The 14,808-nt window shown below is 70.0% G+C and carries 16 protein-coding genes; 10 read left to right on the forward strand and 6 right to left on the reverse strand.

The annotated features are described in order from the left end of the window. Positions 1-11 precede the first annotated feature (11 nt). Positions 12-809, reverse strand: coding sequence for an AIM24 family protein (locus ABD352_RS54115; RefSeq protein WP_344620511.1), 798 nt, complete (start codon positions 807-809; stop codon positions 12-14). Positions 810-862: 53 nt separating this feature from the next. On the opposite strand from ABD352_RS54115, the gene ABD352_RS54120 reads away from it, so the two are divergent. From ABD352_RS54120 to ABD352_RS54160, 9 genes are all read left to right on the forward strand, one after another. Next, complete coding sequence (locus ABD352_RS54120; protein ID WP_344620512.1) at positions 863-2,518, forward strand: alpha-keto acid decarboxylase family protein; 1,656 nt, start codon at positions 863-865, stop codon at positions 2,516-2,518. Between the two features lie 217 nt (positions 2,519-2,735). Further along, a complete protein-coding gene (locus ABD352_RS54125) occupies positions 2,736-3,959 on the forward strand; it encodes an ABC transporter substrate-binding protein (protein ID WP_344620513.1) in 1,224 nt (407 codons plus the stop codon). Positions 3,960-3,998: 39 nt separating this feature from the next. Then, the gene (locus ABD352_RS54130) at positions 3,999-4,874 is read left to right on the forward strand and encodes a branched-chain amino acid ABC transporter permease (protein ID WP_344620514.1); all 876 of its coding nucleotides are present in this window, start codon (positions 3,999-4,001) and stop codon (positions 4,872-4,874) included. Then, positions 4,871-5,833 (forward strand): branched-chain amino acid ABC transporter permease, encoded by a 963-nt coding sequence (locus tag ABD352_RS54135; RefSeq protein ID WP_344620515.1) that lies wholly within the window; start codon positions 4,871-4,873, stop codon positions 5,831-5,833. Before ABD352_RS54130 ends, ABD352_RS54135 begins: the two co-directional genes overlap by 4 nt. Continuing rightward, a complete protein-coding gene (locus tag ABD352_RS54140) occupies positions 5,826-6,626 on the forward strand; it encodes an ABC transporter ATP-binding protein (protein ID WP_344620516.1) in 801 nt (266 codons plus the stop codon). The genes ABD352_RS54135 and ABD352_RS54140 overlap by 8 nt, the downstream gene beginning before the upstream one ends. Beyond that, positions 6,613-7,332, forward strand: a complete 720-nt coding sequence (locus ABD352_RS54145; protein WP_344620517.1) for an ABC transporter ATP-binding protein — start codon at positions 6,613-6,615, stop codon at positions 7,330-7,332. Before ABD352_RS54140 ends, ABD352_RS54145 begins: the two co-directional genes overlap by 14 nt. Before the next feature lie 458 nt (positions 7,333-7,790). Beyond that, positions 7,791-8,210 carry an RDD family protein gene (locus ABD352_RS54150; RefSeq protein ID WP_344620518.1) on the forward strand — a complete coding sequence of 140 codons (420 nt, stop codon included), beginning with the start codon at positions 7,791-7,793 and terminating at the stop codon, positions 8,208-8,210. A gap of 115 nt (positions 8,211-8,325) precedes the next feature. Continuing rightward, positions 8,326-9,405, forward strand: a complete 1,080-nt coding sequence (locus ABD352_RS54155; RefSeq protein WP_344620519.1) for a glycerophosphodiester phosphodiesterase family protein — start codon at positions 8,326-8,328, stop codon at positions 9,403-9,405. 150 nt (positions 9,406-9,555) lie between these two features. Beyond that, positions 9,556-9,846: a hypothetical protein gene (locus ABD352_RS54160; protein WP_344620520.1), complete on the forward strand. Its 291-nt coding sequence runs from the start codon at positions 9,556-9,558 to the stop codon at positions 9,844-9,846. Positions 9,847-9,986: 140 nt separating this feature from the next. Here the strand turns inward: ABD352_RS54160 and ABD352_RS54165 are convergent, their stop codons facing one another. After that, on the reverse strand, positions 9,987-10,484 hold the full coding sequence (locus ABD352_RS54165) for a macro domain-containing protein (RefSeq protein WP_344620581.1): 498 nt from the start codon (positions 10,482-10,484) through the stop codon (positions 9,987-9,989). Between the two features lie 165 nt (positions 10,485-10,649). Here ABD352_RS54165 and ABD352_RS54170 point away from each other — a divergent pair, with 165 nt between their 5' ends. After that, on the forward strand, positions 10,650-11,051 hold the full coding sequence (locus ABD352_RS54170) for a hypothetical protein (protein ID WP_344620521.1): 402 nt from the start codon (positions 10,650-10,652) through the stop codon (positions 11,049-11,051). 98 nt (positions 11,052-11,149) lie between these two features. Here ABD352_RS54170 and ABD352_RS54175 read toward each other — a convergent pair whose 3' ends face one another. The 4 genes from ABD352_RS54175 to ABD352_RS54190 all read right to left on the reverse strand — a co-directional run bounded on the left by ABD352_RS54175 (position 11,150) and on the right by ABD352_RS54190 (position 14,804). Further along, positions 11,150-11,521 (reverse strand): DUF6578 domain-containing protein, encoded by a 372-nt coding sequence (locus tag ABD352_RS54175; RefSeq protein ID WP_344620522.1) that lies wholly within the window; start codon positions 11,519-11,521, stop codon positions 11,150-11,152. A gap of 68 nt (positions 11,522-11,589) precedes the next feature. Next, a complete protein-coding gene (locus ABD352_RS54180; protein WP_344620523.1) occupies positions 11,590-13,080 on the reverse strand; it encodes a HEAT repeat domain-containing protein in 1,491 nt (496 codons plus the stop codon). Between the two features lie 93 nt (positions 13,081-13,173). Then, complete coding sequence (locus tag ABD352_RS54185; protein ID WP_344620524.1) at positions 13,174-13,803, reverse strand: hypothetical protein; 630 nt, start codon at positions 13,801-13,803, stop codon at positions 13,174-13,176. A gap of 56 nt (positions 13,804-13,859) precedes the next feature. After that, positions 13,860-14,804, reverse strand: a complete 945-nt coding sequence (locus ABD352_RS54190) for an acyl-CoA dehydrogenase family protein (RefSeq protein WP_344620525.1) — start codon at positions 14,802-14,804, stop codon at positions 13,860-13,862. Positions 14,805-14,808: the final 4 nt, after the last annotated feature.

Below are 14,808 nucleotides of genomic sequence, written 5' to 3' on the forward strand. Positions count from 1 at the left end.
GTGCGGCCCCCTCAGTCGGCGTTGTGGTGCACGTACATGGACTGGATGCCGACCCGGCCGGGGCCGGTCATCTCGGCCAGGTACATCCCGCGGCGCAGCAGCCCCGTCTTGACCGGCATCTGCACCGCCTGCATGTTCACCGAGGCGTCCTTGTAGAGGAAGCCGCCCGGCTCCACCATGATCTTCTCGCCGGGCCGCAGCCAGCGCTCGAAGACGTTGCCGTACCCGTGCAGCACCAGCAGGCCGGGGTGGGAGTGTGTCACGAACCGGTCCAGGTACATGCCGTTGCCGCCGTGCAGCACGTTGGCGAGGCCCTGGATCCGGATGAAGTCGTACCCGATCGTGTGCGAGGCCAGCACGAACGCGTGCCCGCGCACGTCGAGGTGCACGCCGGGGGCCATCGGCAGCACGACCAGCTCGCCGGGGGAGTCGCGGGAGAACGCCACCCGTCCCGGCCCGTGCGCGAGGGTCAGTACGAACGGCATGCCGCCGAACACCCGCCGCATGCCGCCCTGGGTGGGCATGGCCACGACCGGCGTCTGCTCGTCCTTCCACAGCAGCACGTGGTGTTCGAAGTAGACGGCGTCGCCGGGGGCGAGCGCCATGTCGATCACTGGCACCAGTTCGCCCTCGACCTGGGCCACCGAGTTGGCGAACCGGAACTCGGTCATGTCCCGCAGCCGGGGCGCCTCCCGCCAGCCGGAGTCGCTGACGAGGTTCTTGACGTCCAGGGGCGCGCCGCAGGACATGCAGGACGCGGACCCGGGCGCGTTCTGCAGCCGGCACCACTGGCACTCGATGCGTTCCACGCGCCGGAAGGTAACAGATGTGTACCAGGTAGATCACCGGGTACGTCGCGTCAATGACTGAGTGCACCGTCGGTGACTACCTCCTGCGGCGCCTGCAGGAGGTGGGCGTTCGCCACGTATTCGGCGTGCCGGGCGACTACCAGCTGGAGTTTCTCGACCAGATCGAGGCCACCGAGGGCCTGTCCTGGGTCGGCAACTGCAACGAGCTCAACGCCGCGTACGCCGCCGACGGCTACGCGCGCCTCAACGGCATCGGCGCGCTCGTCACCACCTTCAGCGTAGGGGAGCTCAGCGCCCTCAACGGCGTCGGCGGCGCCTGCGCCGAGTCGGTCCCCCTGGTCTCCATCGTGGGCACCCCGGCCACGTTCGTCATGCGCCGGCGCCGCCTGGTCCACCACACCCGCGGCGACCGCGACTTCACCCACGCCGCGCGGTGCGCCGCCGAGTACACGGTCGGCCAGGCGATGCTCGACCGTAACAACGCGGCGACCGAGATCGACCGGCTGCTGGGCCTGTGCTGGCTGTGGAAGCGTCCGGTGTACTTCATGCTGCCCTCGGACGTGGCGACCCAGACCATCGACGCGCCGTCGGCCCCGCTGGCCCTGCCGTCGCCGACCAGCGACCCCACCGACCTGGCCGGCTTCATCGACCAGGCGAGGACCCGGCTGCACCGCGCCGCCACCGTCGCCATGCTGGTCGGCCACGAGGTGGACCGCTACCGCCTGTCCGCCGAGGTGCTCGAGCTGGCCGAGGCGCTGGCCTGCCCGGTCGCCACCCTGAGCAGCGCCAAGGGCGTCTTCCCCGAGCAGCACGACCTCTTCACCGGCGTCTACTCGGGCGCCCTGAGCGACCCGGCGGTGCGCCGGATCGTGGAGGAGGCCGACTGCCTCATCGCTGCCGGGACGGAGTTCGCCGACTCGGTGACCGGCGGCTTCACCGCCCACCTGGCCCGCAGCCGCGTCATCGAGCTGCACCCGTCGACCGCCACGGTGGCCGGGGTCTGGCACGGCCAGGTGAGCATGCGCGACGCCCTGCGCGCGATGACCGTGCCCCCGGAGCGGAAGACCTTCCCGCGGTACCGCCCGGCGCCCGCGTCGCTCGGGAGCGCCTCGGGCCCGCTGTCGCAGGAGCGCTTCTGGCAGCGGCTGGGCGCGTTCTTCGAGCCGGGCGACGTCATCATCGCCGAGCAGGGCACCTCGTACTTCGGCAGCGCCGACATCCTGCTGCCGACCGACTGCACGTTCATCGGCCAGCCGCTGTGGGGCTCGATCGGGTACACGCTCCCGGCCCTGCTCGGCACGATGCTCGCCGCCCCCGACCGCCGGCACGTCCTGCTCATCGGCGACGGCTCGTTCCAGCTGACCGCGCAGGAGCTGGCCACGATCCTGCGGCTGCGCCTCAACCCGGTCATCGTGCTGGTCAACAACGAGGGGTACGCGGTGGAGCGCTGCATCCTGGGGCCGGAGGCGGCGTACAACTCCATCACCCCGTGGCGCTACGACCGGCTGGTCGAGGCCTTCGACCCGTCCGGCCGGGCGGTGACCCTGCAGGTCAGGACGGAGGAGGACCTGACGGCGGCCCTGGCCACGGCGTCGGCCGACCGCGACCGCCCGCTCTTCATCGAGGCCTTCATGCAGCCGCTGGACGCCCCGTCCTCGGCGGTGGCCATCGGGCGTGCCTTCGCCGCGTCCGACTATCACCGATTGTAGGCTTTTTCGGACGCCCGCCGGTCGCAGTCGTCAGACTGCGACCGTTTGCGTGTCTGTGGGAGCACCGTCCGGTAAGCAGCGCTCCTTCGTTGACAGTTCTGTTACGGGCGCATGTCCGCACTGTCCTTGACACGCTCGTCGGCCCTGGCCAAGATGTAAAAACCAAGCGCTTGTTAGGTTTTGAATCTGGCAATCACTCCACCCGACAGGGGTTCACATGGGCGTTTTTGCGACGAGGTACCGTCGTATCGCCGGCTGTCTGGCGCTCACGGCGCTCGCGGTGGCCGGCTGCGGCGACAAGGCGGGTGACCAGAAACCGAGCAACGGAACGGCCACCGGCGCCCCGATCATCATCGGCATGGACGAGGACAGCACCGGGTCCGGCGCCTCCTACAGCACCATCGCCGGGAAGACGATCCGGATGGCGGTCCAGGACGTCAACAACAAGGGCGGCGTGCTCGGCCGGCCGTTGCAGCTCGTGGTCGAGAACGACGAGTCCGACCCGACCAAGGTCCCCGCGGTACTGCAGAAGCTCAAGAGCCAGGGCGCCAAGGCCCTGTTCCTGCAGAGCGGCAGCGCGGCCATCATCCAGGCCAAGTCCACCCTCACCCAGCTCGGCATCCCCGCCATCGCCCCGACCGGCGTCACCGCGACCCTCGTCGCCCCGCCGGACAACGAGCTCATCTACATGCTGGCCAACACCACCACCGACTGGGCCCAGGTGTACTGCGGCGCCTTCAAGGCTGCCGGCATCAGCAAGCTCGGCGTGCTCACCGACGACACCACGACCATCGCCGCGCTCGACAAGGCCCTGTTCGCCGCCATGAGCTGCGTGGAGTTCGTGGCCACGGAGAAGGGCGCGGGCAACGCCAGCGACCTGTCGGCCCAGGTGGCCCGGCTCAAGAACGCCAAGCCTGACGCGGTGCTGGTGACCAGCGTCGGCGGCGCGTTCGAGGTGCTGGCCCAGAACACCCTCGGCACCCAGATGGCCGGCGTCAAGCGGTTCTCGCTGGCCTCCATCGGCAACCAGCCCGCCTCCTGGAAGCTCGCCGCACCCGGCGCGCTCAACGGCCTGATCTTCATGGGCTCCATCAACAACGAGAACCCGCGCACCCAGGCGCTGGTGAAGATGCTGCAGGAGAAGAACGGCAAGGACTACGACATCACCGCGTACGACGCTCAGGCGTGGGACTCGGTGCAGCTGCTCAAGCAGGCCATCGAGAAGGCCGGCGGGGTCGACGACCCGAAGAAGCTCAACGAGGCCCTCCAGAGCATCAAGAGCTACCCGGCGACGTTCGGTCAGGCCAACTTCACGCTGAGCTTCGGCGCGGACAAGCACCTGGGCGCGGATGGGCCGTGCGGCCTGTCTCTCGTCGAGTTCGGCTCGGACAACAAGCCGAAAGGCCCCTGGGCGACCTTCCAGCCCCCGTGTAACAAGTAACGACCAGCGCGCCAGTAACACAGAAAGGGAGGCGACGTCGTGGGCCAGTTGCAGCTGTGGTTGTCCGCGCTGGAGATGGGATGTTTCTTCGGCCTGCTTGCGCTGGCCTACTACCTAGTGCTCGTCGGCGCGGGGTTCTTCAACTTCGCGATCGGGCCCTACGCCATGGTCGGCGGCCTGTGCACCTCGTACCTCGTGCTCTACGAGGACATGAACGTGTGGGCCGCCGCCGCGGTGGCCGTGCTCGCGTCGGCCGCCCTGGCCGTCGTCACGGAGCTGGCGGTGGTACGGCAGGTGCAGCGCAGAGCCGGCCGGGGTGAACTGCCGGCGCTGGTAGCGGTGGCCGCAGTGCTCTTCGCCATCCAGCAGCTCGGCGGGTACCTCTTCGGCTACACCACCTTGCCGGGCCAGAACCTGTTCACGTTCGACCCGGTGCCGATCGGCGACACGATCGCCCAGCCGAGCACGGTGGTGCTGCTCGGGTTCACCGTGGTGGCCTTCGCGGCAGCCGCGCTGTGGATCCGCTCCACCCGCACCGGCCGGCTGCTGCGGGCGGTCGGCGACAGCACCCACGCGGCCGGGCTGCTCGGCCTGCCGGTGAACCGGATCCGGCTCATCGCGTTCCTGGTCTCCGGGCTGCTGGCCGGGATCACCGGCCTGCTGTTCGCGCCCAAGGCCGGGGTCAGCTCGCTGTCCGGGCTGAGCTGGGCGCTGTCGGGCTTCCTGGCCATGGTGGTCGGCGGCACCGGCTCGGTGTGGGCCCCGCTGGCCGGCGGGCTGCTGCTCGGCCTGGTGGAGGTCTTCGTGCCGTACTACTTCGGCGGCCAGTCGCACGTCTACGGCCTGCTGCTGGTGGCCTTGCTGTTCTTCGCCTTCAAGCCAAACGGGCTGTTCGTCAGAAGGATTCGCGCATGAAGCGGGTACCGGGCTCATTCGGTCTGGTCTGCGGCATCATCGGGGCGGCCCTGATCCTCGCCTGGGTCGGCGCCGACGGCTACCGGCAGACCCTCATCACCACCACGGCCACCTACGCGCTCATCGCGCTGGGGATGTACGTGCCGTACCTCATGGCCGGCTCCCTGTCGATGGCCTACGGCGCCTACGCGGGCATCGGCGGTTACGCGGTCGGGCTGCTCTCGGCCCGCACCGGCCTGCCGCTGGCGCTCGCGTGGGTCGCCGGCCCGGTCGTCGCGGCGGCGGTCGCCGTGCTGCTCGGCCTGGCCACCCGCCGGCTGTCCGGCTTCTTCCTGGCCGCGGTGACGCTGCTGTTCGGCATGGCGTTCACCGCGCTGCTCGTCGACGCCGAGGGCCTCTCCGGCGGCTCCGGCGGCCTCGGCTCGCTGCGCCCGCTCAACCTGTTCGGCTGGGTGCCGTCGCACTACCAGATCGTGGTCGGCTCGGTCGTGGTCGTCTGCGTCATCGCGTTCCTGCTCGACCGGCTGCGGATGTCGCCATGGGGCGTGATCGTGCGGACCATGCGCGACGCGCCCCGCGCCGTCGAGGCGGCCGGGGTGCGGGTCCCGGTGATGAACCTCGTGGCGCTGGCCATCGGCGCCGCGATCGCGGCCGTCGGCGGCGGGCTGTTCACCTACTCGGCCGGCAGTGTCACCCCGGACACGTTCACGCTCAACCTGGTGTTCCTGGCGATCTTCATGCCCCTCATCGGCGGCTCGGCCACCCCGTGGGGCGCGGTGCTCGGCGCGGTCATCGCCGTCGAGCTGACCCTGAACTTCCCGGTCATCCAGACCAGCGGCACGCTCATCCTCGCCCTCGGGGTGCTTGTCATCCTGCTGCTCGCCCCGCAGGGCGTGATCGGTTACGTGAGCCGCCTGGCCCGTCTGGGTGCTCGATTCGTGGGAGGCCGACGTGGCTGAGACCCTGCTGGTCGGCGAGGGCCTGACCAAACGCTACGGCGGGGTGACCGCCCTGCAGGACGTGTCGTTCACGCTCGCGGCCGGCGAGATCCTCGGCCTCGTCGGGCCCAACGGGGCCGGCAAGACGACCCTCGTCGACCTCATCTCCGGCGCCCAGCCGGCCACCGAGGGCACCCTCACCCTGCGGGGCCAGCGGTTGACCGGCCCCGCCGCCCGCCGGGCCAAGGCCGGGCTGGCGCGCACGTTCCAGTACCCCCAACTGGCTCTGGAGCTGAGCGTCGCGGACAACCTGCTCCTCGGCCGGGCGGCCCGCCGCCACGGCACCATCGGGCAGATGATCGCGGGCGCGTTCGCCGGCGCGTTCCGCCCGCACCCGGCCGGCGACGCGGATACGGTCCGCTCGCTCGCCGACGAGCTCGGCATCGACCGGCTCGACCGCCCGGCCGGCGACCTGTCCCTCGGCGAGCAGCGCCTCGTCGAGGTCGGTCGCGCCCTCGGCCAGGACCCGCTCGTGCTGCTGCTCGACGAGCCGTTCGCCGGCTCCGACGCGGGCGGCGTGCACGGCATCGTCGAGGTGATCCGCACCGTCCAGCGCCGCGGCCACGCCGTCATTCTCGTGGACCACAACGTCGATCTCGTCGCCGGCCTGGTCGACCGGATCATGCTGCTCGACCGCGGCCGCAACGTGTTCGACGGCGATCCGCGCGAGTGCCTCGCCAGCCCGCAGATGCAGCAGGTGTACTTCGGGGTCGCCGACAATTCGGATGAGGACGTGTCGCATGTCGTCTCATGAACTGCGCCTGGAGTCGCTGACCGTCCGCTACGGCCACGCCGGGGCGGTCACCGGCCTCGACCTGACGGCTCCCGGCGGCGTGGTGACCGCGCTCGTCGGCCCGAACGGCGCGGGCAAGAGCAGTGCCCTGCTGGCCGCCTACGGCTCGGTGCCGTCGACCGGCCGGGTGTACCTCGACGGCGAGGACGTCAGCCGCCTGAAGCCCGCCGCCCGCGCCCGCGCCGGCCTGGCCATCGTGCCGCAGGGCCGCCAGCTGTTCCCGAAGCTGAACGTGGCCGACAACCTGCAGGTGATGGCCGAGCTGCTGAAGCTGCCCCGCTCGGCCGTCGACACCGCGCTGGACCGCTTCCCGATCCTGCGCACCCGTCTGCGCAGCCTGGTCGGCGTGCTCTCCGGCGGCGAGCAGCAGATGCTCGTCGTGTCCCGGGCCCTCATGGGCTCCCCGCGGGTGCTGCTGCTCGACGAGATGATGACCGGCCTGGCCCCGCTGGTGGTCCAGGAGCTGCTGCGCACGGTCACCCAGCTCGCCGACGAGGGCGTGGCGGTGCTCATGGCTGAGCCGGCGCTCGGTGCGGTACGGGGGGCCGTGGAGCGCGGCTACGTGCTGGTGCGCGGCGAGGTCGTGGCCGCGAGCGAGGACGGCGGCAAGGCCCTGGACGCGGCCTACCAGGCCAAGATGGGCGTGCTGAAGACCGCCGTCGGTTAATGGCTTTACCCCGATCGCGGGGCCCTCGCATGCTGGCGCGGCCCGTGTAGTGGGGCGGCCGGACCTTCTACCGCCTGCCCACGCCGCACGGCGCGCGCGGGCACAAGGGCGGGCACGCCGACGCGCGGGAGCGCATGAACGCGGCCGCCCGGCGTGCCCGTGCGCGCGCTGCTGCACCTGCAGCGTGGTCGTCCGCTCGCCGCTGCTGTCCGGCGTGATGCGCAGAGTAGGGGTGTTCTCCGGCCAGGCGTGAGGAAGGGGTTGCGCGGCGGACCGCATTGGGCCACCCTGGGGCCGTCACGGCGGTAGCTCAGCGGGCCGGAGGAGGCTCCGGCCCGGCAGAGCGAGCGGCTCACCGACCTTCCGCTCCGTCCCCGTTTCGGCCACGGGCCGCCGTGCACCCCTTCCTTCCATGGGATATGTTGACGATTGTCAATGTGTCACTGGGGGAGGACGCCATGAGGAACGTGCACGTCGTCGGGCGGCGGGTGCTCGCCACCATCATCGACCTCGTCGTCGCCGGGCTGTTCGGCGCCGCCCTGCTGCCGGTCTTCGGCGAGGACATGCAGGCGGGAGACTTCAGCTACACCGCGCTGAGCAACACCGGCCGGTTCGTGGTGCTGCTCTTCATCATCGTGTACCACGGGGTGCTGGAAGGGACCACCGGCCGCACGCTGGGCAAGCTGGCGACCGGCATCCGGGTCGTCGACGAGGCCACCGGCGCCACGCCCGGCCTCGGCAAGGCCTTCCTCCGCAGCGTGCTGCTCGTCATCGACGGCCTGTTCATCTACCTGGTCGCCATGATCGTCATCCTCACGAACGACCGCCGCCGGCGGCTCGGGGACATGGCCGCCAAGACCCTCGTCGTGCGGGCCTGACCGCAACGGGGTTCCGTGAACGTTCACTACGTGATCACGCGGTGGCCGAACGGATGATCGGCCATCTCCTTAACGTCCGTTGGGTCAATGTGCACCCGACGGAGCGGAGTTCCCGATGTCCCTGCGCCATGTCCTGGTGAGCCTGGCCCTGGTGCCCGCGCTCGCCTCGCTTGTCGCACCAACCGCCGGCCATGCCGCATCGGCCGGCAAGCCCGGTGTAGTGCTGCCCCAGAAGACCCACTTCGACCTGCAGGCCCACCGTGGCGGCATCGGCATGACGACCGAGGAGTCGCTGGAGGGTTTCGGCAAGGCGTTGCGCCTCGGGGTCAGCACCCTGGAGCTGGACACCCACGTCACCAAGGACGAGAAGGTCGTGGTCAACCACGACCGGCAGATCAGCGCCCAGAAGTGCCGCGACACCGCGCCGGTCACGCCTGGCGACCCGATGTACCCGTACGTCGGGAAGTACATCAAGGACCTGACCCTGGCCCAGATCAAGACGATGAACTGCGGATACCAGCAGCTGCCCGGCTTCCCCGAGCAGGAGGTGGTCTGGGGTTTCCGCATGGTCGAGCTCAAGGACGTGCTGAACCTCGTCAAGAGCTACCACGCCAACCAGGTCAAGCTGAACATCGAGACCAAGGTCGAGGCGGGAGCGCCCGAGCAGACCGCGCCGCGTGAGCTGTTCGTCCGCCGGGTGTACGAGGAGATCCACACCTCGGGCATCGAGGACCAGGTCACCATCCAGTCCTTCGATTGGGGCGCGCTGAAGGTCATGCACCAGCTCGCGCCGAGGTGGCCGCTGGTGGCGCTGACCAACTACGACTTCCTCCAGGTGGGCAAGCCGGGCGCCTCGCCGTGGCTCGGCGGCCTCGACGCCGACGACTTCGGCGGCGACTTCGTGAAGGCCGCCGCCGCCATCCCGGGCGTCACGGCGCTTTCGCCGGTGTACGGCTTCCCGCAGGACGGCAAGATCGGCAACCCGGGCTTCCGCTTCTACGTCGACGAGGCGATGGTGTCGGAGGCGCACGCCCGGAACCTGAAGGTCATCCCGTGGACCTGTGACGACCCGGCCACGATCGAGGCCCTCATGGACATGGGCATCGACGGCATCATCACCAACTACCCGAACCACGTCCGCCAGATCATGGCCGACCGCGGCATGCGCCTGCCGAAGGCCTACGAACCGCGCTGACCCGTATTGCTCGCACGACGACCTCCGGGTGTGACCTTCGCACCACACCCGGAGGTCCTGCGTTCGACCAATGCTCGCCCTGCACGCGACGTCGGACATCTGTCTGTGTGGGCGGTCCCGCACGTGGGCAAGGTTCGTTATCCTGCGCACGTGATCGTTGTTGACGGGCAGTCGAACGAGCGCCTCATCCTCGACGGTGGTTGGCTGGAGAAGCAGCGCGGCGCCCAGCCTGTCACCCGGACACCGGCGTCCTCGTTCAGGGGTGCGCAGTGGAAAGACCTGGAGCGGCGCGTCAAGCTGTTCGGGCGCGAGAAGGAGCAGTTGGTCCAGGTCACCCTCACCTTCGAGGGCGGCCCGTTCGTCGGGCTCATCACCGACGCCGCCAAGCGCCCTGAACTCGAGGCCATCGTCGCCGGACTCGAGGCGGCACGCTCCGCCTGAGCGGCCCGCGCAAGATCTGCTCACTGCGTAGCGACGCGTGGGTGTTCGCACGATCGCGGGCACTCCCATCCGCGCCGCCTCATGCACCCGAGTCGACGGCCGACCCGACGTCCAACGGACGATAGCGGACGCCGATCGGTCTATTCGCGCAGTGCCGCGGTGAGGAGATCCCGGGCCGGCTCGTCGAAGGCGACCAGTCGGATCTGTTCGACAGCGGTTGGTGTGGAGCGAATCGTGGCCACCGCGATACTGGCTGCGTATTCGGGTGGGAACCCGTACAGGCCGGTGGCGATGGCGGGGAATGCGACGGTGCGTACCCCGAGTTCGTCGGCGAGTTGCAGACAGCGCCGGTAGCAGGAGGCCAGAATGTCGGCCTCGCCGTAGGCGCCGCCGTCCCAGACCGGTCCGACGGTGTGAATGATGTACCGGACCGGCGGGTCGAGGTCGAACGCCGGGGTGGCCTTGGCGTCGCCGGGCTGGCATGGCGCGATCGCCGCCCCCGCCTCGGCCAGGCGGGGGCCGGCAGCCTGGTGTACCGCCCAGTCCACGCCACCCCCGCCCAGCAGGGACTCGTTGGCTGCGGTCACGATCGCATCGACCCGCTCCTGGACAATGTCGCCCAGCACAACCTCAATCATCGCCACGGCGACGATGATGACATGGGCTGAGCCGTCGTCCGGGCTCCTGAAGGCCATAACGGGAGATCGTTCCATGAGCCCACAATCGGTCTCCACGAAGCGTGACGATCCTCGTGCAGGATGTCGTCAACTCACATCGGGCCGCCCGGCGCTATCGTCGGCGTTGTGCACGCCGCTTCCCGTCTCACTGGCCTGCCCGAGCTGACTGACGTCCGGAAATTGTGGTTTAGCGACTGGTACGACGGCCCGATCACGGGCCTTGCCGCGCAGGGTGATCGCGAATACTGGTTCGTCATGGTTGCCGATGACAGTGGCGGTGGGTTTTGGGACTTCGACCCTCGCGTCTACATTCTCCACCGGATATCTCCCGAACAACTGGCGCAGGCTTGGGACGCGCACGGCAGTTTCGCGGCTGCGGGACTTCCGGGATGCCTGCACTCGCCGCCGTGTGCCACCACTGATGCCACCGACAACGACATGTTGGCCGCTCTGCGCGATCGTTGGCCGCCTGAGAATGAGGACGACTACATGAACGCTCCAGCAGTCGGGTGGTTCCGGGATACGTAGCGCAGTGATCGATTCACTGACATCGCGACCTCGTCACTCCGATCGCGACGTGAGCGCGCGCAGCATGCTGCAGAGGATGTACCCCGGGAGAAGGCGCCCTACTCGTCGTTCGGAACCGCGGCGACAACACGGACGAGAAAGCCGGCGAAGCGCCGGTCACCCAAGTCGCTGTTCCATTTCTCGGCCGCGACGACGGGCGTCACAACCCCGGAACCGGCAACCGGCTCAGGCGCGAAACGACAGTGGACCGTGGCGATCGAGACAACAGTGGCCATCGTCGGCGGGACGCTGGAATCACCGTGATGGTCTTCGATCGCATCGATGGTCGCGGCAACGCTGTCGTGGAGTACGGTGTCGAGCCACCCGACGTCGGTCGGGGGCCGCAGTCTCCACGAGACCGACGAACCGACTTGGAAGGGTGTACCGCAACACTCCATCTGCCAACCGGCCATCCACACGCAGAGCGTCACCGGTCCAGCGTGCCAGACCCCCACCCGCCGGCGAGCCTCAACGGGCGCCGGACGGCGGACCCATTCGATCAGTGCGTCGCATCCTGCTCCAACATGCGCCACATCTGCTCGGCGGGTAGGGCAGGGTTGGCCGCCGCGTGTTCCGCCAGCTCTGGGGCGTCAAGCAGCGCTGTGATGCGCTCCAGGGGCAGCCGCGGGCAGCCGGCCATCGCTGTTCGCACGGCGATGTCCGGATCGGCGGACAGGCGGCCGACGAGCTCGGCGTCGGCGTGCGGGTCGAGTGCGACCAGTCGCCGCACTGCCGGGTCGGGGTGGTCGGCAAAGCGGGCCAGCCCGGCCTTCGGGAACTGCGGGAGCGCACTGAGCCTGTCCCTACCACGGTCATATTCCAGGAAGCAGCGCAGCAGCAGCGCCGCGGGCGCGTGCGGGTGGTTGTGGGCCAGCAGGACACGTACACCGAGATCGGGATCATCGGCGAGCGCGGCGACCAGGTCCTGCGGCAGGTCGGGGCGGCGTGCCGCGCGCCGGCGCAGCAGCCGATTGCCCGAAACGGCCCACTGCCGTGCCTGGTCGAGTCCGGCCACGCTCGCGTCGCCGTGGCCCGCTGACCGGAGTCCTTCCAGAGGACCGAAGTTGGTGTCGCTGGCGCCGATGTCGATGTCGGCCCGTTGCTGTTCGGTGAGCCCCGGATGGGTGGAGACCGCCGTGCGTACCTCGACCGCCGGATCAGTGACGAGGCGGAGCAGTTGCCCGCTGGTCAGGTCGGCGCGAGTGGCGGCTCTGCAGCGTATGCCGATGTCCGGGTGGTGCAGGAGCGTCTCGACGACGTCGGGTGGGGTCGTCGGATTGATGGCAACGAAGTACAGGGCTTCCACATCGTCGGTGGCGAGCACGCGGTCGACCAACGCTCGCGACAAGGGCCGCTGCAGCACGTACCAGAACGCATGACAGTGCTGCTCGGGCAGGTCGGTGGGCTGCATGACGCGTTCATGTTCCGCGAGGGACTCGGCCGCGGCCGTCCGTACCTCTGGCACCGGGTCAGTGAGCAGCGTCCGAAGGTCGTCACGCCAGACGGCGAGGACCGCAACCCGCCGGCGCACCTCGGGATCGGAATGCGTGGCGGCGAGGTGAACCAGATGCCGGTCGTACCGCGTCGCCTCGAACAGCTCACCGAACAGCTCTTCGCTGGTGTGCGGCATGCTCGGCGAAGGTTGGGGCAGCTCGGCCAGTAGCTGGATCAGGACCTCGTCAGGCAGCGGACGCTGCCCCCGGCGGCCGAAGGCCCGGATCCGCACACGCCAGTCCGGATCGGCGAGCAGACGCGTTCGTATCGCCGGGGCCACGTCCGGATGTTCGGCCAGCGTTCCACGGACCTGCCGCGACGGATGGAGCGACATCACGTCCTGCACCCGCCCCGGCAGCGCACCGCGATCCCGCAGTCCCACACATGCCAGTTCCGGGCACGTTCGCAGAAGGTGCAGCAGCAGGTCGGCAGGAGCCGCCGGGTTTCTCGCCAATCCATGCACCAGCGGCGCAAACGCCGGCGCCCGTTGAGTCATGGCGGCGAGCCTAGATGGCGTTCCGCTAGAGCGGGCGTGGGCGGCCGGGCGCTCGCGTGGTGACGAGCGCATCCGGGCGGGCTGCCCCCTGGGTCAGATGCCGAGGGGTGCGCTGATCCGCAGCTGCCGGTCCACGGCGGCGACGAGTGGATCGGCCAGTTCGGCAGCGATGTCCTGTGCCCATGGACGCAGGGCGATCAGGAAACCCGCGAGGTCCCGGTGAACGGCATCCAGAAGCCTCGGCAGGTCGGCACGCGGGACGTCGATGTGCGGCTCGCCCGGGCCGGGCAGCTCTCCCGGAAGGAGCTGGCGCTTGTCCTTCCAGATGCGCAGCACCGGCCCCCGGTGCTCGACCAGCACGTCAGGGTCGTGCCCGAGGTCGATGACCTCGCCGCCGAGGACGTGCAGCCAGTCGCGCCATTCGTCAAGGCCGACGCAGCAGCCCGGGTCGATCACGACATCGCCGGTGCTGACTCGCAGGCCGCCGGGCGCGAAGTCCCCTTCCTCGTAGGTCAGATACTCCTCGATCGCTTCTTGGGTGTCGGTCGCGGTGATGGACAGGTCGTCCGCGGTCACGCTGCGGCCGATCAACGTCCACACCACGGTTCCCACCCGGCGCGGAGCCGGCAGACGCGGGATCGCGAAGAAGAGGTCGGTCCGATCGACAGGCCAGAATGGGCAGTCCGCGAACCATCGCTCCAGCACCGGCGTCAGCGTGATCATCGGCCGAGGCTAGCGGCCGTGGCCGACGCCTGCGACCGCTTTGACCGGGCGGCCGCTTAGACGTACGCGAGCAAGAAGCGGCGCAGGGTGTGTGGGGCGCCGGCCAGGGCGTGGTTGGCGGCGGCGCGCTTGAGGTACCGGTGCGCCGGATGCTCCCACGTGAACCCGATGCCGCCGAGGAGCTGGATCGCCTCCCGCGTCACCGTGTAGGCGGCCTCGGTGGCGGCCAGCTTCGCCAGGGCCGCGGCGACCGGGAACTCCTCGGTTCCGGCCACCCGCAGGGCGTGCCGGGCCGTGGAGGTGGCCTGCTCCAGCTCAACGTACAGGTCGGCGACCCGGTGCCGCAGCGCCTGGAACGTGGCCAGGGGCACGCCGAACTGCTGCCGGGTGCGCAGGTGCTCGATCGTGATGTCCAGGGCGGCGCGGGCGACGCCGATCGACTCGGCGGCCAGGGCGGCCCGCAACAGGTCGAGGGCGTGGGAGGCGCGGCCCGGGCCGGCCGGGCGGGCCGGGACGCTGTCGAAGACCAGGGCCGCCTGGCCGCGGGTGGTGTCCAGGGTCGGCATCACGGTGACGGTGACCTGCGACGCCTCGACGGCGTAGAGGTCGTCGCCGGCCGCCACGACGAACAGGTCGGCCACGTCGCCGTCGAGGACGTGCTCGACCCGGCCGTGCAGGAGGCCGTCCGAGAACGTGGCGCCGAAGGCTACGGCGCCGATCGTGGTGCCGGCGGCCAGGCCCGCGAGCGCGGGGTCGGCGGGGTCCAGGGCGAGGGCGGCGACGGTGGTGGACAGCAGCGGCGCCGAGAGCAGGGCCGCGCCCGCCTCCTCCAGGGCGATGCCGGCCTCGAACAGGGTGGCCCCGAAGCCGCCGCCCTCCTCGGGGACGGCCAGCGCGGTCAGGCCGAGCTCGCCGGCGAGCCGGTCCCAGCTGTAGCCGTCCGAGGTGAGGAAGGCGCGAACCGAGTCGCGCAGGGCCAGCTGTTCTGCGTCGAAATCCACAGTG

Origin of the sequence: Dactylosporangium salmoneum (assembly GCF_039532525.1) — a bacterium.
GTDB lineage: Bacteria > Actinomycetota > Actinomycetes > Mycobacteriales > Micromonosporaceae > Dactylosporangium > Dactylosporangium salmoneum.

Coding starts and splice junctions, on each gene's coding strand:
- ABD352_RS54120 (WP_344620512.1), top strand. CDS start 863: ATGACTGAGTGCACCGTCGGTGACTACCTCCTGCGGCGCCTGCAGGAG.
- ABD352_RS54125 (WP_344620513.1), top strand. CDS start 2,736: ATGGGCGTTTTTGCGACGAGGTACCGTCGTATCGCCGGCTGTCTGGCG.
- ABD352_RS54155 (WP_344620519.1), top strand. CDS start 8,326: ATGTCCCTGCGCCATGTCCTGGTGAGCCTGGCCCTGGTGCCCGCGCTC.
- ABD352_RS54135 (WP_344620515.1), top strand. CDS start 4,871: ATGAAGCGGGTACCGGGCTCATTCGGTCTGGTCTGCGGCATCATCGGG.
- ABD352_RS54150 (WP_344620518.1), top strand. CDS start 7,791: ATGAGGAACGTGCACGTCGTCGGGCGGCGGGTGCTCGCCACCATCATC.
- ABD352_RS54180 (WP_344620523.1), bottom strand. CDS start 13,080: ATGACTCAACGGGCGCCGGCGTTTGCGCCGCTGGTGCATGGATTGGCG.
- ABD352_RS54145 (WP_344620517.1), top strand. CDS start 6,613: ATGTCGTCTCATGAACTGCGCCTGGAGTCGCTGACCGTCCGCTACGGC.
- ABD352_RS54165 (WP_344620581.1), bottom strand. CDS start 10,484: ATGATTGAGGTTGTGCTGGGCGACATTGTCCAGGAGCGGGTCGATGCG.
- ABD352_RS54185 (WP_344620524.1), bottom strand. CDS start 13,803: ATGATCACGCTGACGCCGGTGCTGGAGCGATGGTTCGCGGACTGCCCA.